At 62.9% G+C, this 24,181-nt stretch carries 18 protein-coding genes; 7 read left to right on the top strand and 11 right to left on the bottom strand.

Annotated elements, in window-relative coordinates:
* The 3 genes from ACU4IU_RS10905 to ACU4IU_RS10895 all read right to left on the bottom strand — a co-directional run bounded on the left by ACU4IU_RS10905 (position 1) and on the right by ACU4IU_RS10895 (position 3,929).
* The gene (locus tag ACU4IU_RS10905) at positions 1–1,062 is read right to left on the bottom strand and encodes an ABC transporter permease (RefSeq protein WP_446656717.1); all 1,062 of its coding nucleotides are present in this window, start codon (positions 1,060–1,062) and stop codon (positions 1–3) included.
* Positions 1,062–2,153 (bottom strand): ABC transporter permease, encoded by a 1,092-nt coding sequence (locus ACU4IU_RS10900; protein WP_139469086.1) that lies wholly within the window; start codon positions 2,151–2,153, stop codon positions 1,062–1,064. The genes ACU4IU_RS10905 and ACU4IU_RS10900 overlap by 1 nt, the downstream gene beginning before the upstream one ends.
* A gap of 141 nt (positions 2,154–2,294) precedes the next feature.
* The gene (locus ACU4IU_RS10895) at positions 2,295–3,929 is read right to left on the bottom strand and encodes an ABC transporter substrate-binding protein (RefSeq protein ID WP_139469085.1); all 1,635 of its coding nucleotides are present in this window, start codon (positions 3,927–3,929) and stop codon (positions 2,295–2,297) included.
* 474 nt (positions 3,930–4,403) lie between these two features.
* Between ACU4IU_RS10895 and ACU4IU_RS10890 the strand changes: the two genes are divergently transcribed.
* A complete protein-coding gene (locus ACU4IU_RS10890) occupies positions 4,404–5,942 on the top strand; it encodes an alanine/glycine:cation symporter family protein (protein WP_446656716.1) in 1,539 nt (512 codons plus the stop codon).
* 382 nt (positions 5,943–6,324) lie between these two features.
* Here the strand turns inward: ACU4IU_RS10890 and fbaA are convergent, their stop codons facing one another.
* Positions 6,325–7,350 carry a class II fructose-bisphosphate aldolase gene (gene fbaA / locus ACU4IU_RS10885; RefSeq protein WP_446656715.1) on the bottom strand — a complete coding sequence of 342 codons (1,026 nt, stop codon included), beginning with the start codon at positions 7,348–7,350 and terminating at the stop codon, positions 6,325–6,327.
* 217 nt (positions 7,351–7,567) lie between these two features.
* Between fbaA and ACU4IU_RS10880 the strand changes: the two genes are divergently transcribed.
* Positions 7,568–8,890 (top strand): MFS transporter, encoded by a 1,323-nt coding sequence (locus tag ACU4IU_RS10880; protein WP_446656714.1) that lies wholly within the window; start codon positions 7,568–7,570, stop codon positions 8,888–8,890.
* A gap of 36 nt (positions 8,891–8,926) precedes the next feature.
* Here the strand turns inward: ACU4IU_RS10880 and ACU4IU_RS10875 are convergent, their stop codons facing one another.
* Both ACU4IU_RS10875 and ACU4IU_RS10870 read right to left on the bottom strand, forming a co-directional pair.
* The gene (locus tag ACU4IU_RS10875; RefSeq protein ID WP_172171885.1) at positions 8,927–9,415 is read right to left on the bottom strand and encodes an SRPBCC family protein; all 489 of its coding nucleotides are present in this window, start codon (positions 9,413–9,415) and stop codon (positions 8,927–8,929) included.
* Between the two features lie 31 nt (positions 9,416–9,446).
* Positions 9,447–9,788 carry an ArsR/SmtB family transcription factor gene (locus tag ACU4IU_RS10870; protein ID WP_446656713.1) on the bottom strand — a complete coding sequence of 114 codons (342 nt, stop codon included), beginning with the start codon at positions 9,786–9,788 and terminating at the stop codon, positions 9,447–9,449.
* A 101-nt stretch (positions 9,789–9,889) separates the two neighbouring features.
* On the opposite strand from ACU4IU_RS10870, the gene ACU4IU_RS10865 reads away from it, so the two are divergent.
* From ACU4IU_RS10865 to ACU4IU_RS10855, 3 genes are all read left to right on the top strand, one after another.
* Positions 9,890–10,534, top strand: coding sequence for a TetR/AcrR family transcriptional regulator (locus ACU4IU_RS10865; protein WP_446656712.1), 645 nt, complete (start codon positions 9,890–9,892; stop codon positions 10,532–10,534).
* Positions 10,531–11,469, top strand: coding sequence for an ABC transporter ATP-binding protein (locus tag ACU4IU_RS10860; protein WP_420095560.1), 939 nt, complete (start codon positions 10,531–10,533; stop codon positions 11,467–11,469). The genes ACU4IU_RS10865 and ACU4IU_RS10860 overlap by 4 nt, the downstream gene beginning before the upstream one ends.
* A 137-nt stretch (positions 11,470–11,606) precedes the next feature.
* Positions 11,607–13,202, top strand: coding sequence for an ABC transporter permease (locus tag ACU4IU_RS10855; RefSeq protein ID WP_446656711.1), 1,596 nt, complete (start codon positions 11,607–11,609; stop codon positions 13,200–13,202).
* On the opposite strand, the gene ACU4IU_RS10850 is transcribed toward ACU4IU_RS10855, so the two are convergent.
* Positions 13,192–15,483 (bottom strand): helix-turn-helix transcriptional regulator, encoded by a 2,292-nt coding sequence (locus ACU4IU_RS10850; protein ID WP_259358366.1) that lies wholly within the window; start codon positions 15,481–15,483, stop codon positions 13,192–13,194. The genes ACU4IU_RS10855 and ACU4IU_RS10850 overlap by 11 nt on opposite strands.
* Before the next feature lie 267 nt (positions 15,484–15,750).
* Between ACU4IU_RS10850 and ACU4IU_RS10845 the strand changes: the two genes are divergently transcribed.
* Entirely contained in the window at positions 15,751–16,956 is a 1,206-nt protein-coding gene (locus ACU4IU_RS10845; RefSeq protein ID WP_446656710.1) for a lipid II:glycine glycyltransferase FemX, read from the top strand.
* 48 nt (positions 16,957–17,004) lie between these two features.
* Here ACU4IU_RS10845 and ACU4IU_RS10840 read toward each other — a convergent pair whose 3' ends face one another.
* A complete protein-coding gene (locus ACU4IU_RS10840) occupies positions 17,005–18,039 on the bottom strand; it encodes an ATP-grasp domain-containing protein (protein ID WP_446656709.1) in 1,035 nt (344 codons plus the stop codon).
* Between the two features lie 396 nt (positions 18,040–18,435).
* Here ACU4IU_RS10840 and ACU4IU_RS10835 point away from each other — a divergent pair, with 396 nt between their 5' ends.
* A complete protein-coding gene (locus tag ACU4IU_RS10835) occupies positions 18,436–19,692 on the top strand; it encodes a hypothetical protein (RefSeq protein ID WP_446656708.1) in 1,257 nt (418 codons plus the stop codon).
* A 59-nt stretch (positions 19,693–19,751) separates the two neighbouring features.
* Here ACU4IU_RS10835 and ACU4IU_RS10830 read toward each other — a convergent pair whose 3' ends face one another.
* From ACU4IU_RS10830 to ACU4IU_RS10820, 3 genes are all read right to left on the bottom strand, one after another.
* Entirely contained in the window at positions 19,752–20,789 is a 1,038-nt protein-coding gene (locus ACU4IU_RS10830) for an ATP-grasp domain-containing protein (RefSeq protein ID WP_446656707.1), read from the bottom strand.
* A gap of 154 nt (positions 20,790–20,943) precedes the next feature.
* Entirely contained in the window at positions 20,944–22,446 is a 1,503-nt protein-coding gene (locus ACU4IU_RS10825; protein WP_446656706.1) for a hypothetical protein, read from the bottom strand.
* Between the two features lie 111 nt (positions 22,447–22,557).
* On the bottom strand, positions 22,558–24,108 hold the full coding sequence (locus ACU4IU_RS10820; RefSeq protein WP_446656705.1) for a polysaccharide biosynthesis tyrosine autokinase: 1,551 nt from the start codon (positions 24,106–24,108) through the stop codon (positions 22,558–22,560).
* Positions 24,109–24,181 lie beyond the last annotated feature (73 nt).

Here is a 24,181-nt window from a genome sequence, read left to right as displayed (position 1 = left end):
TCATGCCGTGACCTCCGCGGGCTTGACGTTCTTGACCTTGGCTTTGCGTCGCACGCGCAGACGCGGGTCGTTGAGGTCGTTCATCGACTCACCGACCAAGGTGATTCCCAGCACCGTGAGCACGATGGCCACGCCCGGGAACACCGCCGTCCACCACACACCGGAGGTGACGTCCGGCAGTGCCTTGTTGAGGTCGTATCCCCATTCCGACGCCGAAGTGGGTTCGATTCCGAAGCCCAGGAACCCGAGTCCGGCCAAGGTCAGAATCGCCTCGGAGGAGTTGAGTGTGAAGATCAGCGGCAGGGTCCGAGTGGCATTGCGGAAGATGTGCTTGAAGATGATCCGCGTCTTCGAGGCGCCGAGGACGATCGCCGATTCGACGAACGGTTCGGCCTTCAGCCGCAGCGTCTCGGCACGGACGACGCGGAAGTACTGCGGGATGAAGACGACCGTGATCGAGAATGCGGCCGCGGCGATGCCGCCCCACGCACTCGACTGACCGCCGGAGATCGCAATCGACATGACCAGCGCCAGCAGCAGGGTCGGGAAGGCGTAGACGGCATCGGCGATGACGACGAGGATGCGGTCGAGCCATCCGCCGATGTAGCCGGAGACGAGACCGAGGATGACACCGGCGAAGATCGACATGACCACGGCCACGACGATGACGGCCACTGCGGTCTGGGCGCCCCAGACGACACGGGAGAAGACATCGTAGCCGCCGACGGTCGTGCCCCAGATATGGGTGCCGCCGGGTGGCAGCTTCGACCCGAAGTTGCCCTCGGAGGTGCCCAGCTGGTTGAAACCGTACGGGGCGATGAGCGGAGCGAAGATCGCGCAGATGAGCACGATTCCGCACAGCACGAGGCCGGTGATGAGCATTCCGCGCTGCAGCCCCACGGACTGGCGCAGATGCGAGATGATCGGCAGGCGGGAGAACCAGGACTTCTTGGCCCGGTCGTCGAACGCCACTGCCGGTACTCCGGAGCCGGGAGCCTCCTCGGCGAAGGTCTGGGCCTCTTCAGCCGGGCCCTGGTTCTGCGGGTTGTCTGAAGTGGACATCAGTACCTCACTCTCGGGTCGATGAACGCGGCGATGACGTCGACGAGGAAGTTCGTGACCGCGACGATGACGGCGAGGAACACGACGATTCCCTGCACTGCCACGAAGTCACGGGCGGTCAGGTACTCGGCGAGTTTGAAACCGAGTCCCTTCCACTCGAACGTCGTCTCGGTGAGCACGGCGCCGGCGAGCATGAGCGCGATCTGCATACCCATGACCGTGATGATCGGGATCAGCGCTGGACGGTACGCATGCTTGGTGACCAGGCGGTATTCGGAGATTCCGCGGGATCGACCGGAGTCGACGTACTGCTGCTCGAGCGTGCCGATGAGGTTCGTGCGCACGAGCCGGAGGAACACTCCGGCGGTGAGCACGCCGAGGGCGATCGCCGGCAGCACCGCATGGGCGAGCACATCGCCGAGGACCGAGAAGTTGCCGATGCGCAGGGCGTCGATGAGGTAGAACCTCGTCGGGCCGACGACACCGGACATGATGTATTCGGTCTCTGTGGTGCCGCGGCCGGCGACGGGCAGGATCGGCAGGAAGACGCCGAAGACGAGCTTGAGGATCATGCCCGCGAAGAACACCGGGGTCGCATAGCCGAGGATCGCGAGCACACGCAGTGCCGCGTCGGGGGCCTTGTCGCGGTGATAGGCGGCGAGCATGCCCAGCGGGATGCCGAGGATGAACGCGACGATGAGCGCGTAGAAGACGAGTTCGACGGTCGCTGCTCCGTAATTGAGCAGGATCGACGAGACCGGCTGTCCGTCGGAGACCGCTGTGCCGAAGTCGCCTTTGAGCAGATTGCCCAGGTATTCGAAGTACTGGACGAGGATGGGCCGGTCGTAGCCGGCGGCGTGGACGCGCTCGGCCAGCTGGGCCTTCGTCAGGCGTCCTCCCAACGCTGCGGTGATCGGGTCACCGGTGATGCGCATGAGGAAGAACACCAGAGTGGTGAGAATGAAGATGGTGGGAATGATGAGCAGGAAGCGGATGAGGACATAACGTCCCAGACCGCCTCCCGAGGGCTTCTTGACCGCGACCGAAGTCTCGGCGGCCTCAGCCCCTGGTTCGCTGATGGCAGCAGACATGTGTTCCTTATGGGATGTGTTTCGGTGCGCCAGCGGCAAGGGACAGCTCGGCGGGGGTCACTGCAGGTGTACGGACCTCACCGCGGACGCGCCACGAGGTGCAGGCGGCCTGATCGGCTCACCTGCACCTCGTGTGGGTGATCACTTGCTCAGCAGTGCCAGACGGAACTGGAAAGCGGGGTCGAGGGTGTCGTCGACGCCCTTGACGTCCTTGCCGGACACGGCGATCTGGTTGCCCTGCAGCAGCGGCAGGGTCGGCAGTTCGTCGGCCAGCTCACCCTGGATCTTCTTCAGGGCATCTTCGCGCTTGCCCTTATCAGCGATCGAGGACTGAGCGTTGAGCTCCTTGTTCATCGCTTCGTCACGATAGTGGTTGGCGAGGAACGACGGAGTCTCATCCGTATCGTAGAAGAACGGCATGAGGTAGTTGTCGGCATCCGAGTAGTCCGGGAACCAGCCCAGCTGGTACATCGGGTACACGTCGTCGGTGCGGTCTTTCGAGTACTGGACCCACTCGGTCGACTGCAGCTTGACGTTGAACAGCCCGGTCTTGTCCAGCTGGTCCTTCACCAGGGCGTACTCATCGCCTGAGGAGGGTCCGTAGTGGTCAGGGTTGTACTGGAGCTTGAGCTCGACCGGGGTTTTGACTCCGGCGTCCTTGAGCGCCTTCTTCGCCTTCTCGACGTCGGCGCCGCCCTTGCCGTCGCCGTATTCGGACTTCAGCGGTTCGTCGGAGCCGGGAAGCCCGTCGGGCACGTGCGAGTACAGCGGAGTGAAGGTGTCCTTGTAGACCTGGCTGGCGATCGCCTGACGGTCGACGGAGTCGGCCATGGCCTGACGCACAGCGAGCGCCTTCTTCTCGTCGGCGTCATCGGTCTTCGCGCCGAAGGGCATCGTGTCGTAGTTGAACACGATGTACCGGATCTCGCCACCGGGACCCTTGTGGACCTTGAGGTCCTCGTTCTTGCCGAGGTCCTCGACGTCGGTGGCCGAGAGCGAACGCCACGCGACGTCGATGGTGTTCTCCTGGACGTCGAGCTTCATGTTGTTCGCGTCCGAGTAATACTTCATCTGCACGGTCTCGGTCTTCGCCGGCTCGATGAAGCCCTTGTAGTCCGGGTTCGCCTTGTAAGTGATCAGCTCGTTGAACTTGAAGCCGTCGATCGTGTACGGGCCGGCGAAGGCCTTGCCGTCGACGATCTCCTGGTCCTTCGTGACCTTGTCGGCCGAGAACACGTCTTCATCGACGATCGGTCCGGCGGCGCTGGCGAGGACTCCGGGCCAGGTTTGGTCGTTCTTGCGCTTGAGGTTGAAGACGACGGTCTTCTCATCCGGGGTCTCCACGGACTTCAGACCGCCCAGCAGCGAAGAGGGTCCGTTGGGATCCTGGATCTTCAGCTGACGATCGAAGGAGAACTTCACGTCCGAGGAGGTCAGTTCGTTGCCGTTGGCGTACTTGAGTCCGTCCTTGAGCTTGACCTCGTACTTCGTCGGCTCGGTGAAGTCAGCGGACTCGGCGATCGAAGGGTTGAGCTCGGCCGTACCCGGCTTGTAGGCGAGGATGTACGGGTAGATCTGCTGCTCGACGAGCGAGCTTCCGTTGTCGTACGCAGCAGCCGGGTCGAGAGCCACGACCTTGTCCGTGGTTCCGACCGTGAGCATTCCGCCTTTGTCGTCCCCGCCGCCGCCTCCGGTCGTCGAGGTCGAGCAGGCGGAGAGGAGCAGAGCGCCGGCCGCAGCGATGGCCACAGCCTTTGCGCCAGTTCGTCGTTTCATGGTGTTCCTGTCTTTCACAAGTGCTCTTCGTGTCTTCTTTGCTCGAAGAGATCCGCACCACATCTTACGGTTCCCGTCCCAAATAGTGAACTGACGCACATGAAGTGATCCAGTTCGCAACGACTTCGCAACAATTCGCCGCGGCGGCCCTGACGCCACAGCGAAACATCCCTTGCCGCAATGACTGAGATCCCTTCCAGCATCGCCCCTCATTGCGCCCGCCCACGCCGCGATGCGCTCCCCGGCCCAACGAATCCCACGGCTCGGACGTCGACGGCGCAACGGGGAGCCGCCTCGGCGAATGCGATTTGCGTCACCGATGACAATCGGTTTGACTTATGAGGTGCATCACAGAGAACGCTAGGCAAACTCTCGTGAAACCGGCCGGTCCCCCGCCGGCCGGTGCTCTGGCACAGACGCTTATTAAGCAACACCGTGTCGGCGATCCCGGCGCGGAAGAACGAATGGAGAAGCGTGTCCGCTTTCATCGACTGGCTCAACGGGGTTGTGTGGTCATCCGCCCTCGTCTACCTGTGCCTCGGCGCAGGTGTCTATTTCACGATCCGCTCGCGCGCGGTTCAGATCCGTCAGATCCCCGCCATCTTCAAGCAGATGTTCACGGGAAAGAGCTCCAATGAGGGAGTCTCGTCCTTCCAGGCTCTGGCGATCTCTCTGGCAGGTCGTGTCGGCGTCGGCAATATCGCCGGTGTCGCCACCGCCATCGGCTTCGGCGGCCCCGGTGCCGTCGTCTGGATGTGGATCTCGGCCCTACTCGGCGCCTCGACGTCCTACGTCGAATCCACCCTGGGACAGATCTTCAAGGAACAGGATCCCCGCACCGGTGAGTACCGCGGCGGCCCGGCCTTCTACCTCGAAAAGGCCTACCGCCACACCAAGGCCCGCGGACTGTTCAAGGTCTACGGCATGGTCTTCGCGGCCGTGACCGTCATCGCCATGTCCTTCATGCTGCCGGGCATCCAGTCCAATGCGATCTCCGGCGCCGTCGAGAACGCCTGGAGCGTTCCCACCTGGGGCACCGCAATCGCGCTCGTCATCATCATGGGCTTCATCGTCGTCGGCGGAATCAAGCGCATCGCGCACTTCGCTTCGCTGGCCGTGCCATTCATGGCCGTCATCTACATCGTTGCGGCCATCGCCGTGACCATCATCAACGCCGACCAGATCGTTCCGGTCTTCCAGCTGATGCTCACCTCGGCCTTCGGCATCGACGCCGGACCGGAAGCGGCCTTCGGCGGAATCATCGGCATGGCGGTCCAGTGGGGCGTCCAGCGCGGCATCTACTCGAACGAAGCCGGACAGGGAACCGGACCGCACGCAGCCTCGGCTGCCGAGGTCTCGCACCCCTCGAAGCAGGGACTCGTGCAGGCCGGCTCGGTCTACATCGACACCCTGTTCGTGTGCTCGGCGACCGCGTTCATGATCCTCTCGACCGGCATGTACAAGGTCTTCGACGCCGACGAGACGACGATCATCGGCACCGGCCGCGGGCAGATGGCCGAGGAGATCGCCGCAACTCCGGGCGAGAAGTGGCCCCAGGCGGGACTCGACTCGATGATCCACGGCTTCGGCGCCAGCTTCATCGCGATCTCGATCTTCCTCTTCGCCCTGACGACGATCGTCGCGTACTACTACATGGCCGAGACGAATCTCGTGTACCTGCTGGGCAAGGTCAAGAACACCCTGGTGCTCGCCATCGGCAAGCGCGTGCTGCAGCTGCTCATCCTCATCGCCGTCGCCGTGGGTGCGATGTCGACGGCAGGCAGCGCCTGGGCGCTCGGTGACATCGGCGTGGGCCTCATGGCCTGGCTGAACATCATCGGCATCCTCATCCTGCAGCAGCCGGCGTTCAAGCTCCTGCGCGACTTCGAGCGCCAGACCAAGCACGGCCTGGACCCGGTGTTCGAGCCCGAGAAGATCGGCGTGCGCAACGCCGACTTCTGGGATCAGCGCGTGGCTCGTCTCAAAGCCGGCGAAGCGGTGCCGGAAGGCTGATGCCCCTCCCGATCGGGCTGCCGGCCGTACGGCAAGCAGCCCGATCGGGAGGCAGATCGTTCGGCTGACGCCTCGTCCGCCGAACCGAGGGACAGACTGCGAGGCCCGGGACAATGGCGTCCCGGGCCTCGTGCCATTCACAGTGGAATCTCGCCGAGAAACGGGCTGAGTGTCGAGACACGGGTGTGCGCGTGCGTTTCTCGACACTCAGCCCGTTTCTCGACGGTTCAGCATGCGCAGCACCCCCACAAAGCGGCCGCCGCCCTGAATCGGGCGACGGCCGCTGTCGGTTCACGGGGCAGACTCTGTTGCCCTCCGGCTCACCAGCCGAGCTGGCCGCGCTGGCTAAGCCGACCGTGCTGGCCCAGCCGACTGAGCCGGCTCACTTCTTCAGGCTGGTGCCTGCCGAGCCGAGGTTCTGGCAGGCTTCGACGATGCGCTCGGCCATGCCCTTCTCTGCGGCCTTGCCGTAGGAGCGCGGGTCGTAGAGCTTCTTGTCGCCGACCTCGCCGTCGATCTTGAGCACTCCGTCGTAGTTGCGGAACATGTGCTCGACGACGGGGCGGGTGAAGGCGTACTGGGTATCCGTGTCGATGTTCATCTTCACGACTCCGTGGCGGACCGCCTCGGCGATCTCTTCTGCACTCGAACCCGAGCCGCCGTGGAAGACAAGGTCGAAGGGAGCCTTCTTGCCGACCTCGGCCCCGACCTTCTCCTGGATCTCACCGAGGAGTTCGGGACGCAGCTTCACATTGCCGGGCTTGTACACGCCGTGGACGTTTCCGAAGGTCAGAGCCGTGAGGTAGCGGCCCTTCTCGCCGGTACCCAGCGCTCGTGCGGTGGCCAGCCCGTCCTCGACGGTGGTGTAGAGCTTGTCGTTGATCTCGTTCTCGACGCCGTCCTCTTCGCCGCCGACGACGCCGACCTCGATCTCGAGGATCGAGTGCGCTGCCGTCGAGAGCTCGAGCAGCTCCTCAGCGAGAGTGAGGTTCTCGTCGAGGGGAACCGCGGAACCGTCCCACATGTGCGACTGGAAGTAGGGCTCACCGCCGTTCTTCACGCGCTCGGTCGACGCGGCCAACAGGGGCTTGACCCAGGCTTCGACGGCGTCCTTCGGTGCATGGTCGGTGTGCAGCGCGATGTTGACGTCGTAGCTCTTGGCCACCTCGGCGGCGAAGACGGAGAACGCGATGGCACCCCGCACGCGGTCCTTGACCGTCGGGCCGGACATGTATTCGGCACCGCCCGTGGAGATCTGCACGATGCCGTCGGATCCGGCCTCGGCGAAGCCGCGGATGGCGGCGTTGATCGTCTGCGAGGAGGTGCAGTTGATCGCGGGGTAGGCGAAGCCCTGGGTCTTCGCGCGGTCGATCATCTCGGCATACACTTCGGGGCTGGCGATGGGCATACATGCTCCTTGGTCGGGGTCGGCCGTTTCTGCTGCCACCAGCCTACTCGTTCCGTCCCGCCCATGGCAGGAGGTCCCAATGGCGGCCTCACCGAGGATGCTCTCCCCTGGCACCGAACGTGGAGGACCCCGGCGCGCAATTTCGGATCCTGCCGCCGAGGAGGCCCGACCCTAGCTCAGACCTCGCTTCGGACGCTGCATTCAGTACAGTGGCCTCATGGCCTCGACGCTGACTCCGCCCGGTTCGGGCAATCGCCTGCGCATCTTCAATTGGGCCCTGTGGGACTGGGGCTCGGCGTCCTTCAACGCCGTGATCATCACCTTCGTCTTCGCCCCGTATCTGACGAAGTCCGTCGCCGCCACCGAGGAGGCCGGATCCTCGGCATTGGGCTGGTCGATGGCCGCGGCCGGCTTCGTCATCGCCGTCGTCGCCCCGGCCGCCGGCACCCGGGCCGACGCCGGGGGTCGGCATCGCCTGTGGCTGGGTGTGCACACCGCAATCGTCGTGCTCACGATGTTCGGGCTGTTCTTCGTCCGCGACTCCCCCGACTATCTGTGGCTGGGCCTTCTGCTCTTGGCCGTCGGCAGCGTCTTCTTCGAATTCGCCGAGGTGTCCTACAACGGCATCATGGTCCGCATCACCACACCCGACAACGTCGGCAGGGTCTCCGGATTCGGCTGGGGAATGGGATACGTCGGAGGGTTGGTCCTCCTCGTCATCCTCCTCGTCCTCGTCATCCAACCCGAGGTCGGCTTCCTCGGCGCCAGCGACGAGGAGGGACTGCGGTTCCGCATCGTCGCGGTCCTGTCCGCCGTGTGGTTTGCGATCTTCGCAATCCCCGCTCTGTTCTCGGCACCAGGGGCGAAGGTCAAGGGCACTTCGGGTGGGCACCCGATCCGAGCATTCATCGCCGACTACGCCGCACTCGTGCGCCGTCTGATCCGGATGTGGTCGACCGAGCATCAGACGCTGCGGTTCTTCATCGCCTCGGCGGTCTTCCGGGACGGTCTGGCCGCGATCTTCTCGTTCGCGGGCGTCCTCGCCGCCGGCAGCTACGGGTTCTCCGCCTCCCAGATCATCATCCTCGGCGTGGCCGCGAACGTCGCCGCCGGTGCCGGGGCGATGATCGCCGGGTGGTTCGATGATCGGCTCGGACCGAAACCCGTCATCATCGCCGGTCTCATCGTCATCATCCTCGGCGGACTGCCGATCCTCTTCAGCGCCGAGGCAACCGTGTTCTGGGTCTGTGCCCTGATCTTGAGCTTCTGCGTCGGTCCGGTTCAGGCGTCGAGTCGGTCGTTCCTGGCCCGCATCACTCCGCCGGAGTCGGCCGGGGAGAACTTCGGACTCTACGCCACGACAGGCCGGGCCGTGAGCTTCCTGGGCCCGGCGATGTTCGCCCTGGCGATCCAGATCTTCGGCTTCCAGCGGGCCGGGACGCTGGGCATCCTCATTGTTCTGGCGGTCGGCCTGGCGCTCATCATTCCCGTCCGACCCGACGCCCCGGCCCACTCCATGCAGGCCCGCGAGGAAAGCTGAAGCATTGCGGAGAGGCCGGGCGCCGGCCGCACCGGCTCACTGCCGGGCGAGCAGATCGTCGATCTGGTTGATCGCTCCGGTCGAGCCTTCGATGACACCCATCTCCAACACGGTGCGCAGTCCCTCAGCCGAGTCGAAGACCGATTCGTAGGTGGCACGAGTCCCGGTCTCGGTCGCTTCGAAGCGGTAGATGCAGCTGCTTCCCGGCATCGATTCGACGACGCTGAAGTCCTCATCGGCGAAGTAGTCGCGGAACTCCAGGCGCGCGGGACGGTCGACGGCGGTCAGTTCCCACAGTCCGCAGAACTTCTCGCCCTCCGGGCTCGTCATAAAGTATGTGACTCTGCCGCCGGGCTCGAGCGAATGGTCGACTACCGTGGCCGGATACGTCGGCGGACCCCAAATCTGCTCGAGCTGGCGGGGATCGGCATAAACTTCCCACACCCGTTCGCGCGGCGCCGCGAACTCGGCGACGATCGTCAGCGTCAGTGTCTCTTCGTCATGAAATGTGTCGATGACCGGCATGGCTGCTCCTTAAGCATTGCGGTGGTTTGCCTCACGACCCGGCCTGTTCGTCCCCGGCCAGAAGGTCGTCGATTCTCTGCACTCGGTCGACCCACTGGTCTTCGAGTTCGGCGAGCATGCTCCTGATGGTGCGAAGCGGACCCACCTCTGCGTGAGCGATCTGCCGCTTTCCGACTCGTCGCTTCGTCACCAGTCCTGCACGTTCGAGGACCGCGACGTGCTTCTGCACTGCGGCGAAGCTCATGTCGTAGTCGGCGGCCAGATCGGTCACCGAAAGCCCTTCTCCTGCGACTCGGCGTACGATATCGCGCCGAGTGCGGTCGGCCAATGCTTGGAACAGCGCATCCGCCTCGTCATCGAGAAGTCCTTTCATGCGATCAATCATACAACCGAATGGTTGTATGTAAATAGGTGCAGGCAAAGATTCTCGCGACCCATTGACATTCGACATTGAACACGCGTTTAATATTAAACATGCGTTCAACGAACCCCGATTCCAACTCGCGCCGCTCTCCCAACACCTCTCCGGAGACTGCCGAGAAGATCCTCTCTGCCGCCGTCGCCGAGTTCGCCCGCCACGGGTTCACGAAGACGACGGTCCGCGGCATCGCCGCTGCCGCCGAGGTCTCCCCCGGCCTGGTCATCCACCATTTCGGGTCGAAGGACGCGTTGCGCAGTGCGTGTGATGAACACGTATTCGAGCGAATCGCTGAGTCGAAGGCGGCGAACGCCGGCTACGCCACCATGGCAGTGCAGATGATGTTCGACGACCCCGAGATGTCCACTGCTGTGGACTACCTCGTCAAGTCCCTGCTCGACCCCAGCGAGCATGGCCAGCGCTACTTCGACCACTACGTCAACCTCGTCGAGTCCTATATCACCGAAGGATTCGCCGGCTACACCTTTCGACAGAGCGAGGATTCTCGTGGACAGGCGGCGACCATCGCGGTCATGGCACTGGCCCCCTCCCTGCTCGAGCACCGCCTGCATTCGGTCCTCGGCACCGATGACACCACCGCAATGATGACCCGACTCGCCCCGCATCTGCTCGACCTCTACCTGCACGGTGCCCTCGAGTCAGTCCCCGACAACTCTCAACCAGGAGATGAGGAACCATGAGCACATTGACCCGTCCCCGCCGCACCGACGACGGCCGCGCATCCGCCTCGGCGGCGATCTCGATGCGGGAGGTCGTGAAGTCATACGGACGCGTCCGCGCCCTGGACAGCCTCGACCTCGAGGTCGCCCGCGGCGAGGTCCACGGCTTCCTCGGCCCCAACGGCGCCGGCAAGTCGACGACGATCCGGATCCTGCTCGGAATCCTGCGACATAACTCGGGCACGGTGCGCCTCCTCGGCGAGGATCCCTGGGCGAAGGCGGTGCCCCTGCACCGCCGCCTGGCCTATGTTCCCGGCGATGTGGAGCTGTGGCCGGGGCTGACCGGTGGTGAGGCGATCGACCTGTTCGCCCGGTTGCGCGGAGGGGTGGACAGGCGTCGTCGCGATGAGCTCATCGAGCGGTTCGACCTCGACCCGCGGAAGAAGGGCCGGACCTATTCGAAGGGCAACCGGCAGAAGGTCGCGCTCATCTCCGCCCTAGCCTCGGACGTCGAACTGCTGCTCCTCGACGAGCCGACGGCCGGACTCGACCCGCTCATGGAAGCGGTGTTCCAGGACTGCATCCGCGAGGCGAAGGACGCCGGTCGCACGGTGCTGCTCTCCAGCCACATCCTCGCCCAGGTCGAAGCCCTGGCCGATCGGGTGTCGATCATCCGCTCGGGTCGCATCGTCGAGACGGGGACCCTGTCCGAGCTGCGGCACCTGTCGCGGACGACGATCACCGTCGGACTCGAACACGATGTGCCCGCCCTGTCCGAGATGACCGGAGTCCACGACCTCGTCCGCGAAGGTTCGCGACTGCATTTCAGCGCCGATACGGCGCAGCTGCCCCGTATCATGCGGGCGCTCGGCGAACACGATGTCGAATCGCTCACCGCGACCCCGCCGACCCTCGAGCAGCTGCTGCTGCGTCACTACGGCAAGGAGGAGTCATGAATCTGCTGGCCGCATACACAGACGACGGGGATCGCACTGTCCACGGGGGCCCCGGGAACTCACCGCGAACCGGGCATCATCATGGTGCACATGAACGTGTTCGGCGTGGCCGCCTAGGCGAGGGAAACCTGGCAGGGTTGGGTCACCTGCTGAAGTTCATGCTGCGGCGGGACCGCCTGTGGCTGCCGATCTGGGTGCTTGCTCTCTCTGCGCTCACCGCGTACTTCGCTAATGCGATCGCCGTGGTCATGGATTCGGATTCGCTGCAGGCGATGACGGCGTTCGCGAAGAATCCGGTGATGGCGCTCATCACGGGGCCAGGTTACGGGCTCGACCAGGTGACGATCCCGCGGTTCATCGTCGGCATGTACGGGGTGTTCCTCATGATCGGGGCGGCTCTGATGTCGATCCTCACCATCTTCCGCCACACGCGCGCCGAGGAGCAGACGGGGCGGGCCGAACTCGTTCGCGCCGGCGTCACCGGTCGGCACACTCAGCTCATCGCCGCACTTGCGCTCACGGTGTTCATGAATCTCCTGCTCAGCGCGGGCATGGCTGCGGCGTTCGGATTCTCTCAGGCCGAACCGGATTCGTGGTCGGCGACGATGCTGTTCACGGTCGGAATCGGCGCGGTGGGCTGTGTCTTCGCCGCCTTCACCGCGGTCACTGTGCAGCTGAGCGCGTTCGCCAGGGCCGCCTCGTCGATGGCCGGAGCGGTGCTCGCACTCAGCTTCGTCCTCCGCGGGATCGGTGATATGTCGCACGTGTCCGGGGGTGGCCTCGATTGGCTGTCGTGGCTCTCGCCCTTGGGGTGGGCGCAGCAGACGGCACCGTTCACCCTCGACCGCTGGTGGCCGCTGCTGTACTCGGCTGGTCTGTTCACGGTCCTCGTCGTCGCGGCCGCGATGCTGCAGTCTCGTCGTGACCTGGGTGCCGGAATCGTCGCAGAACGGCTGGGCCGGTCGCAGGCGGGACCGCTGCTGTCGACGCCGCTGGGTCTGGCGCTGCGCCTGCAGGCCTCGAGCCTGATCTGGTGGTCGATGAGCATGCTGGTCATGGGTGTGGTGTTCGGATCGTTCACCGGGCCCATGGACGAAGGAGCGGCGGGGATGCCGCCGGAGATCCTGTCGATCATGGGCGGTCGGTCCGGAATCGTCGACGGCTACCTCGGATACATGGCCCTGTACTTCGCCATCATCGTCGCCGCGTATGCGGTCATCGCCGCTGGTGGGCTGCGGTCGGAGGAGTCCTCTTTCCACACCGAACCGGTGCTCGCGACCGCGGTCTCCCGCAGCGGATGGTTGGCTTCCTGGGCAATGGTGACTCTGGTCGGGGCCGGTTGGCTGATGGGCATGGCCGGCCTCGGTGAAGGGGTGGGTGCCGCGATGTCGATGGACGATTGGTCCCTGGTGTGGCCGACCTTGCTCGGGCATCTCGCGCAGGCGCCGTCGATCTGGGCGCTGCTCGGATTCGCCTACCTGCTCTACGGCCTCGCCCCGCGGCTGATGAGCCTGAGCTGGATCGTCTTCGGCGCCTCGGCGGTGCTCGCCCTCTTCGGCGGGCTGATGCAGCTCGACGACGCGGTCCTCGATCTGTCCTTGTTCACCCATATCGGCCAGTATCCGGCCCAGGATCTCTCCGCCGAGGCGGTGCTGTGGTTGGCAGGGATCGCTGTGGTCCTCGTCGGGGCTGGGATCCTCGGATTCCGAAGGCGGGACCTCGTCACGGCGTGAGGTACCCCAAGGACCGGGCGCGGCTGAGGACGTCCGCCCGGTTCGAAACTCCGAATTTGCGGTAGAGAGCCGAAAGACGGTTCTTCACGGTTCCGGGCACCTGCTGCAGTTCGCCGGCGATCTCGGCAACGGACAGGCCACGTGCCAGCAGGTCGATGAGTTGGGCTTCGCCGACGTTGAGCTGCGGCGCTTCTGCCAGCTCCACGGAGACCGAGCCGATGCGGCGCAGCCGCTCCATAAGCTGCTCCGGTGAAGCGAAGGTCGCGGCGAACTCGTTCGCGGCTTCCGCCCATACGGGCGAGTCGGCTGTGAGGTCGACGAGTCGGCTGCGATCGGTCAGCGGCAGCAGTGCAAGCGGCAGCAGTGAGCTCACCCAGGTCGAGAGACTCACAGCCGTCGTGAAATCACTCTGCGCTGCGGCCTGGTCCCCTGTACGCAGTTTGGCTGCTGCTCGGATGGCGGCGAGTTCTGCGCGGCTGCGCGGGCTGAGCGAACGGTGATAGAACCAGGTATCGGCGCACGCGATCGCCTCGGCGTTGCGACCTGCCACGAGCTTTGAGCGGACGTCGAGGACGATGCGCGCATCACACGCCGGCGAAAGCCTTTCTCGGTCGAGCTCGGCCCACCGCAGCTGACCGAGCGCGATGAAGACCATGCTGCGTCCGAACGCAAGCAGATCCTTCTCAGCGGCGGATAGAACTCCGGAATCGCGATACCGCTCGGCATCATCGTTGACGAAGAGCAACCCGGATTCGGACTTTGCGGACAGCACTGCCAAGGTCCGAGCGATGAGAGGCAGATAGACCCACAATGTTCGCAGCTCGGGGTAAGCGGACAACGCGTCGAATTCCGTCCGAGCGCGTTGCACGTCGAGACGGTCGAGAGCCCGCAGCGCCGCCGCGATACGCAGCGGCGGAGTGACGAGCTCGTCGACGATGCCGCTCGGCCGTGTTGCTGAACGACCTGCGACAGAGCCGGTTCCATCACAGGCTCGGCTGAGCTCGGACGACTCTGCTGCCAATGCGAGATGGATATCGGCTCGTTCACAGTCGCCGCTGACGGCCGAGATGAGAGCTGTCCACGCGATGATTGCCGGCAGCAGGAAGTCGCCGTCGATGTGACCGGCCCGAGCTGGCCCCTCGATCTCATGGAGCAGGGACAGTGCCCGGCGAGACTCGGCTGCATGGTGGAGTGCGATCGCAGTGAGGAGTCGGACGACGGAACGCCCACGCACACTGGGCATCTTCGCCGCGGCACGGATGCCCAATTCTGCGGCATCACGGTGCCGGCCGGAATCGGCGAGACCGATCAGTTGACGAACGGTGTCGATGACATCCACCGGCAATCCGTCCGGCCGGATTTCTCCGCTCCCATCTTCTCCCGGTGCCGAGTCGCCGAGAATCGCCGGCAGTCGTGACCTCAGCAGTCCGGGCCCGGTATGCCTGATCACGGCGGCACGGATGCGTGCCGGATCGGCGGCAGCGGAATCAGCGTCGATGTCCTCGGCGAGTGTTCCGAAGAATTCGAGTCCGGGCCAGTTCGCACGAGTCTTGGGCGGCAGAAGACGAAACGCGGTGCAGGCGGTCCGCGGAGTGAGCAGGAACATCGGTATGCCCACTGCCTCGGTCACTCGCAGCAGCTGGGGCCAGCAGCCGCCGTGTCGGGCCAAGAGCAGCACGTCGCTGAGGAGTTCGGGCTCAATGGCGCCTGCCGATTCCATATGTTCGATGAGCACTTCGAGAAGTGAGGCGACCACCGGCCCCGCATCGGGTGTGGTGGTGAGGTCATATCGCAGCTTGGCCGCGATGAGGGTAGGAACCTGCAGCAGTGAGCCCCGCACCGAATCCTCAACACGAGTGAGCATCCCGCTGGAGTGGAGTCGGATCAGCACTCCTTCGGGGTCGTTGACCCCGATTCCGCCGAGGAGGTCATCAGCCACCGCGGTCAGCGCCCGCACGGCGGTCGGCTCTGACACAGCGCTGAGTTGAGCGAGCACCGAGGCTGCCGCCGTGTCACCGGGTCCCAGCTCCAGGGACAGCCGTGGACACAGTTCGACGACCCAATCGGCGAAGGCAGCAGACTCGGGCTCCACTGTGACGCCGGCGGTGGCTGCGGCACGGAGGACCGCCTCGGCGAAGAGAGCACGACCGGCGCATTCAGTCCACAGCAGGTGGCAGAGCTCGGTGTCGACCGGGCCCACGCCTGAAGATTCGAGTTCGATGATGAAGTCTCCCAGACTGCGGCGAGGATCTTGCGCTTTCCCTTCAGCATTCGAGCTCATGGTCGCCCATCCTTCATCTCGGCGGATCGCACCCGCGTCACGCTCATCGACGTACACGTGAGCTCCCCTCTCAGACGTCCCGCTGTCAACAATCGGATGACCGGCACGCAGCTTGCTGACCTGTCCGGACTCCCAATGTGCCTGTCATCCGTCGGCGATTGTCGACCGACGGGAGCGATATGCGGTCATCCGCCAATGGAGTGCGGATGCACGAAAGCTGCATCGTGATCTCCGGTTGCCCCCTCCGTACCTCCCTACCCTGATTCCATGCATACGGTTGAAACCCTTGAAAGCGCCGATTACCACCGGTTCCTCGAAAATTTCGAGACCGCAAGCTACCAGCAGACTCCGCAATGGGGAGACGCACGCGGCCAGATCTGGGACTATGAGCTGCTGGGTATCCGAGACAATACGGGAGCACTGGTCGCTGCGACGCTCGTCAAGTACAAGAATCTGCCTGGGACTGGGCTCCGATTTGCATATATTCCGCAGGGGCCACTGATCGACTGGGCCGCCCCGGATGCGGTTGAGCAGCTGCACGCCCTGACCTCTCATCTGCGCGCAGAGAACATCTTCGCCGTCAGAATTGCTCCGCCGTTGAAGCTGCGAAGCTGGCATGCCGACACTGTGAAGAAGGGTCTCACGGATCCCGGCGTCGCACGATTCGACGATCTCGCCCCCGACGACACCAATCCTGTCGGAAGTGACATCGTGCGACAGTTGTCACGACTCGGCTGGAAGGAAGTCCGTGGCAACAAGGAAGCCGAAGCCAGCCAGCCCAGATTCAATTTCCATCTCTCGCTGGAAGGCGGCTCAGAGCAGGCCGTCTCTTCACGGATGTCGAAGACGTGGCGAAAGAATATCCGCAAGGCCGACCGCGCGGGAGTGCAAGCGCAGACCGGCGAACTGGCAGATCTCGATGAAGTGCTCGGAATATTGGCGGAGACAGCCGACCGCAACCGTTTCAATGCAAAGCCTCGAAGCTACATAGAGGCAGTCCTGACAACATTGACTGTTGACTTTCCTGGTCGCATCGCATTTGACGTCGCCAGGCACAATGGCGAGGTTCTCGCCGCCGAGGCGACAGCGCAGCTCGGCCGAAGGGTGCAGGGCATCTTTGCCGCAACAAGCACTCTCCGGCCCGAGGTGAGGCCGTCGAATGCCCTCTATTGGGAGATCATCCGTCGTGCCGTCGCAGACGGAGTCGAAGTCATCGATATCGGCGGGGTCCAAGATACCTTGGATCCCGATGTTCCGACTGCGGGTCTGATTCACTTCAAGGCCGGCATGGGAGCCGATGCGCACGAATACATCGGAGTCTGGGATCTGCCGCTGCGACCGCGGATCTACACCGCATTCTCTTCCCTGCTGGCGCTTCGGGACCTGGTCCGATCGGATGCCACGCACAAGATGCGTGACTTCGCCACCCGCCTCGGCGAAAATTCGCACCGGAACGTGAAAGTCGGCAGCTGAGGGCGACGTCATCTCAACCTCACCGAATTCACGTCTGGGTCCTCTTCGTCAACCCGTGACGCGGATGCTCTCATATTTCGCGGAGACGACGTCCAATTCGTATCGGTTCCAGCTCTCACCGATATCAACCCCGAGGACCTGTGCAAGATAGTAGAGAGGCACATCTGCACCGGCGAGGTGGACGAATGGATATCCACCGCCGAATCGAGGGTTGATGTCGATCACGGAAGCCCCACCGAAGTCATCGACGAACACGTCAACGTCGATGAGGCCTGTCAGGTCTGACGCTTCGGCGATCCGCTCAGCGATTCGAGTGAATGGTGCGGGGTCGACGGTCACGGCTTTGTCCGTCTCTCCAGCCCTCATGCGAACCTTGCGGCGCGCCAGCACGCCGCTGAGCATTCCACTGTCTGTGAGGCTCCCGATGATGTCGACACCGTATTCGGTTCCCGGGAGCTTCGGCTGCACTGCAACATCATCCCGCGTACCCGAATGCCCACCTGCCGACGGGGCAGAAAGCGCGGCTTCTGTCACCGCCTGGCGGACGTGATCTGCTGAGACCACCCGCAGGCCCGAGGACCCGCTGCCGAATCTGTGCTTGACGACGAACTCGTCGGTCTGGGCACTCAGCTCATCGATTCCTTGGTCGTCCGCGCCGCTGACGGTCGCCGGCGTCGGAACCTCGATGGAGGCGAGCATCTTCGCCATCTGCAGCTTGTCTGCGCAGCCGGCCTGCCATGCTGCCGATACTCCCGGCACAAGCACGCCCCTGTCCCGAAGAGAGTTCGCAAGTCCACTATTCACATGGACATGCATGAGCTCGTAGTCGTTCGCCGAAACGAAGATCCTGGGGTCGAATTCGACAACCAGGCGCATCAGCTCCGGACCATAGTCCGGATCATCGTATTTCGGCAGACTCCGGCTGACGTCGCCGTAGGAAGCGGAGGAGCTTGTCGGATCGTTTTCGGCAACGATCACTCGCCCTTCGACGCCAAGTGCGTCGAAAGCCTCGCGAAACCAGTCGATGAGGTACAGACGCCTCCCGGCTGAGCTGATGATGATCGCCTCTGGCTTAGCTGTCAAACCGTCCTCCTCGGTCTGGTCTGAGTCTCCCCGGCCGGAAGGCGTCAGGGAGTGCAGTCGGCGGCTTCTTCGGTTGGACACGACTGGCAACCAGCTTCCGTTTCATGCGTGAATGAGACCACACGAGTCAGCACGCTCACCGGGTACATCAAGCGAATTCTGGATAGCTGGATTTCGCCCGGACCGAAATCATGAACTACAGAATTCAAACATCAGGACGCAGGAGATTACTGCGAAGACTGAGATTCAGATCTGCCTGCGCTGACTTGATTCTATTTCTATCATCGGACGCCCCGATTTCAGTATGCGGTTCTCCGCAATAAACAGCGGACCGCCCCCGCACCCCAACTGCTCTCCGTAGACTGCTTGAATACACGACATGAAGCACAGAAGAGAGTGATTGAAGTGGCGCAGCACGGGACCCGGCAGGACGAGCCCCAAACGCCGGCTTTTGTCTTGGACTCATCAGTCCTCGAAGAATTCATCGATAGATTTCGCCAAGCACTTCTGAATCAATGGCCGAATTCAGTGCTGTCGTATTCTTTCAAAACGAATGCACTGCCATGGCTTCTGTCTTTCATGAATACGCAAGGCGTCTGGGCAGAGGTGGTATCGGATGCCGAGTACCAACTTGCGCTGTCCGTGGGGTATCGCCCGGATCGCATCGTATTCAATGGCCCGGTCAAGAGTCGGCAGCGCTTGCGCCAAGCCCTCGCCCACGGGTCAGTCGTCAACCTGGATTCAAAGCGAGAGGTCAGGTGGGCCGCCGAGTTTGCCAAGGAGCAGCCCGAGCAGACGCTTTCAGTGGGATTGCGTGTCAATTGGAACCTCGAAGAGAGATGTCCCGGGGAGAGCACGACGTCGGGACAGCACAGCCGTTTCGGGTTCAATGCGGAGAACGGTGAACTCGGCGCAGCGATGTCTGAACTGACGGCCGCAGGGGTGAGGGTGGCTGGTCTCCATATGCACCGGAATTCGCTCACACAGAGTTTGGGAGTCTACACGGCGTCGGCAGAGCTCGCTGCCGAGCTCATCTCCGAGTTCGACCTCGATCTCGAATGGATCGATATCGGCGGCGGGTTCTTCGGCAGCCCTGTCGGAACTCCGACATTCGACCAATATGTGTCGACGATTCGCAGAGGACTCGAGGGAGCGGTCGACATCGATCGAACTCAATTGATCGTCGAACCGGGCGGTTCGCTGATCGCAGTGCCTGTGGAATTTCATTCACAAGTAGTCGACGTCAAATTCGTCGGAGATCACCGGTACGTGGTCACTGATGCCAGTCGCACCAATATCGATCCCCTCTTTCGGAGACAGAGGGAGTTCGATGTGCGAATCGATGCCGCTTCTGAGGAATCGATTCCCGAACAGGTGATCTGCGGCTTCACCTGTATGGAGGACGATCGCCTGACAGTCCTGAGAGACGCGCCGCAGCTGTCGGAAGGTGACCGGATCGTCTTCTACCGGGTCGGTGCCTACACGATGTCTTACCAGTCTTCCTTCATCGAATTCCCTCCAGCTGTCTTCGTCCGGGACGACGATTCTCTGAAATTGGTGAGGCGGAGGGGCTCGGTGGACGACTATCTGGGCGGACATTCGTGGCTCCATGCCACGGCATCTGTACCTGCCTCGGTCGCAGCTGGTTCATGACAGAACCTGAAGCAGGATCCTGACGCTCCGAGGCGACTCATGCCGGCTGTTGGCCGGCACTATCGACGGAGAACGGAGAATTCGTCTCTTCTCGCCGTCGTCACCCCGACTTCATAGTCCAACAGTGATGGGGCATCGGCCAGTCCCGCCAACTCACGGACCAGATAGGCGGGAACATTCGCTCCCGCAAGGTGACAGAACGGGTACCCTCCACCGAACCGCGGATTGATATCGATGATCTGGGGAGAGCCTTCGGTGTCTTCTTTGAAGTCGACGTCGATCGGACCCACCGGTTTGAGGAGGTCCCCAAGTTCGGCCAGCGCCTGGGTGAAGCCCTTCGCCGCGACAGTTGTGGCGACATCGGTGTCTCCGCCTCTCATCCTGTCCTTGCGACGCGCAAGTGCCCCATTCAGACGGCCGGTTCCATCGAGGGCAAACACTCCATCGACGCCGAACTCCGTTCCGGGTAAGTGGGTCTGGATGATGACGGCGTCTTCGCCGTGAGTTGTCGGTCGTCCGCCTGCGTCTCTTGCCGTCTTCGCCGATTCGATGACCATTTCCTGCAGAGTCTCACCTGTGGCAATGCGAAGCCCGTCTGATCCGCTTCCGAAACGGTGTTTGACGATGAAGCTGCCGCCCGAGTTCGTCGCCTGCGCAATGTCAGCCTCACTGCCGAGCCAAGTTGCAGGGGTGGGAAGTCCTCGGTCACGCAGTCTCGCAGCCATCAGGTGTTTGTCGAGGACGATGTTCTGCGCATCGGCGTCGAGTGCTGCGACCGTGCAGCCGCCCCTGCGCAGCTCTTCTGCCAAGCCACCGGCCAGCACCTGAAGCTCGTAGTCATTCACTGAGACAAACAGGTCAGGCGATTCTCTCCGAACCCAGTTCAATACCTCTTCGCGGTACTCAGGAGAATTGTATGCCGGCATCACCACGCCACGGTCTGCCAGGGACAGGGTCGGGGCCGTGTCTCGATACTCGAACGCGATGACTTCGCCGTGGATTCCCTCGGTTCGCAAGGCCGTCTTGAACCACTCCACATAGTGCGCCCGGTGCGCGGCAGAGGCAATGACAACAGTGAGCCCGTTCGAATTCTTCATCCGGAATCCTCCTTCGAGTGCGTTTCGACATTCACACCGACCGCTCAGATCACGGTATCTGAACAGACAGTACTGGCTGAGCACGGAGACAGCAGCAAGCGCCGACGCACTTGGGCCTTGCCCTGTGCAGCCGAGGTCGGGCCGATGTCGAGAATCATTGCGGTTCCGAGACGGCTGAGAACTTCACGTATTGGGCCGTTCGCCGGCGTCGGTGGTCGAGGGAGTCGGCGGATGAGTCTACATTGTCAGCACGGCGGTCCGGCTCCCCCTGCTGGAAGGAGACGAATTGCGGAATGATTCGGCGCGGAAGGTAGAAGGTGAGCAGCCAGAGGACGACGAGTGCTGCAATTCGTGCGTACATTCGCACTATCCATGTGTGGAATCCGGACCAGACTATGTCCCCGACCCCGCCCAATAGGGCTGCGAAGAACACCAAGAGCAGAAGGTCGCGTGGCCCCTGGACAGCACGTCGGTAGATGCGGAGCGTCCATGAGTCGATGCGATCAAGCATCACGGCGAGAAGCGGAACCCCGATCACCAAGCCCAGCGCTCCGAAATTCCACCAGAGATCGCCATAGACGGTTGCCACCGTGGAGAACCCGGTTCCGTACAGCTGCGGATCTGTCAGAGCAGCGAGTTGGTAGCCGATAGCGTCGGGTATCCAGTCAGGCGCGAAGCCATCGGGCAGCGCTGCCCGCAATGGTGACAGAAGCGATGCTCCGAGAGTCGGGAGACCTCCGAGGTCGAAGTCATGTATCAGAGACCCGAAGTTGCCGATGCCGACGAACATCGACGAAAGGCCTGTGTCGTTCCCGTGCTCGCCGCTCAACGAGGCTTCGTATTCCCTGCGCCATACACCCAACACCGCAAGAATCATCGGGGCGAGGAAGACTCCGACCACTTTCAGCCATTGACGCCCGTACCTGAGGAAGAAGATGTAGACAGCGGCCAAGATGAGCGCAATGGCTCGCAAACGGCCTGTCCCCGAGATGATGGCGGTCGGATACACCAGAAGTGCACCGGCGATGGTCACGGTATTCCAGGGGTTCTTCAGACCGCGCGGGCTGAGCAGAATCGCAATGCAGATGAGCAGAATCGCCGCTGACCCGAATCCGTCCGCCAGCACGCCCAGCCGATCTCCCAGAAGAACTGTGGCCGCGATCGTGATGACTCCGGCGCCGAGGGCCCACCGCACGCAGCGGATAGGCAGCACCACCTCATGAGGACGTCCTACTGAATCGGATCTCAGGCAGAGCATTCCGATCCCGATCTGAGTCAGCGTACTGCCGAACAAAGCCGTATTGAGGTAGACCTCGGGGTGGGAGCCGACGATGAAAGACGGATCCGGGATGACGAGCAATCCGCTTACTCCGACGATTGCTGCACTCGATGCCATGAACAGTCCCGGCATAGTGATCCGATCACGTCCGAGGATCACGAAAAGGGTCATGCCGTGGGCAAAGGAGATTGCGGCGATGACCCCGCTCGAGAATGCGGCTGCTTCGACGTCCGTGGAGAAGCATATGCGAGCAATGACGACGATCAGCGCACAGACTGCGGTCAGTGATGCCACGAAGATCGGAGAATGAGCAGGGTCCATGAGGGCACCCGTCCGGGCCCCGGACGGGCTCTGCTGAGTGCGGACAGATGACGGCACAGTCATGCACCTTCTGCGGAGCTGACCGGACTCCAGATCGCGCGCAGAACCGGCCCTTCGAACCTCCTCGGCGATTCACCATTTCGATCAGTTCGATCCCTGTGCAAGAACTCAATCATTGCTGGTCACCCTTGTCCCGGGGAATACAGATCTACAACCCAGATCCGGACGACGCGAGCTGTCAGAGGCTGAGAGGGGGACCTCACGGTCGGAATCTGGAGGAGCCTCCGCCTGCCGGACCGCCAGCTGCTTCGAATAGATGTTCTCCGGCTCAGCGCGGTGCGCCCAAGTGTCGGGATCTTTCCGAGTTGAATGCTCGGCATAGCTGCTGCCATAACTCTGCGAATATGTTGTGCCTGTGGTCCGGGGTACTCCATTGAGCACGAGTCCGAGAAGGCGCGCCCGCACGAGTTGGATCTTTCGCAGCGCCTGAGTGATCTGCGTTCGACGCACAACCCCGCTTCGAGCGACGAAGACGGTTCCAGACACTCGAGCAGCCATCGCTATTGCGTCTGTCGCAGCAAGCACTGGCGCAGAGTCCAGGACAACGGCGTCGTACTGCTTGGTGGCTTCTTCGAGGAAGACTGTCATCTGCTCGCTGTCCAGCAGTTCAGCCGGGTTCGGAGGTATCGGCCCGCTCGCAAGAACGGCGAGGTTGACGAGTTCCATAGGTTGGACGACGTCTTTCAACTCGGTATCCCCGATCAGCACTGTCGACAGACCTGCGCCCCCTTCTATTCCGAGATACCGGTGCACAGAGGGATCGCGTAGGTCAGCATCGACAAGAAGCACGCGGTCCCCGCCGCGGGCGAGGGCGGAAGCGAGATTGATGGAGGTCACCGATTTTCCTTCGCCTTTCACGGAAGAAGTCACGAGCAGAGATCGGCTCCTGCCCCGCGGCTCAAGGAAGCGGAGATTCGATCGCAGCTCCCTGTACGGTTCAGCCTGAACGTTCTGCGATCCGTGCTCTGAAACGAAGACGTGGTTCTCTCCTGCAGTGATCAGCGGGACCGTCCCGATCACCGCGGCGTCGGTCAGCTGCTCAATGTGATCTGCTTTGCGCACTTTGTTGTCCAGTCGATCTCTGAGCACGGCGGACAACATCCCTGCGAGTATCGCGGCGATCAATCCGAGCACGAGGTTCTGTGTGAGGTTCGGCGAGGACGGCGCTTTCGGCGCCGTCGCCGGAGTGACGACCGTCAGTTGGACTGTCGCCTTTCCGCTGGTGGTTTCGAGGTCTGCGACCTGCTCTTGCAGGCTTTCAGCCACCGCATTCGCAAGTTTCGCCGACGCTTCGGAACCGTCTGCTCTTGCGGTGATCGAGATGAGAAGAGTGTCTTCGGGGACATCTGCTGAGACCCTGTCAGAGATCTGTCCGGCGTCGGCATCCAAGTCGAGGGATCTGATGGCGGGATCAAGCACGATAGGAGTGGTAACGAGATCCGCATAGGTGTCGATCTGCTGCCGAGCGTAATCAGCCGCGGCCGAACGGTCGGTGACCGAATTGCCGGGATCGGTACGGACGAAGACGTTTGCGGACGACTCGTAAATAGGGGGCTGCAGCGCCGTGATCCCGGCTACCGCAGCTATCACGACGAAGGCGGTCGACAGTGCGTAGACCCACCGTTCGCGGAGGATCGTCAGATAGTGCTGAACAATCATGATCGTTCACTTCCTACGCGGCAGTGTTCAGTTGGCTGAGAGGTGTGAGAAAGAAGTGCACGGCATTGCCCCT

The sequence above is a fragment of the Brevibacterium sp. CSND-B09 genome, from assembly GCF_052906525.1.
This window is presented reverse-complemented; position numbering and strand designations above follow the sequence as displayed.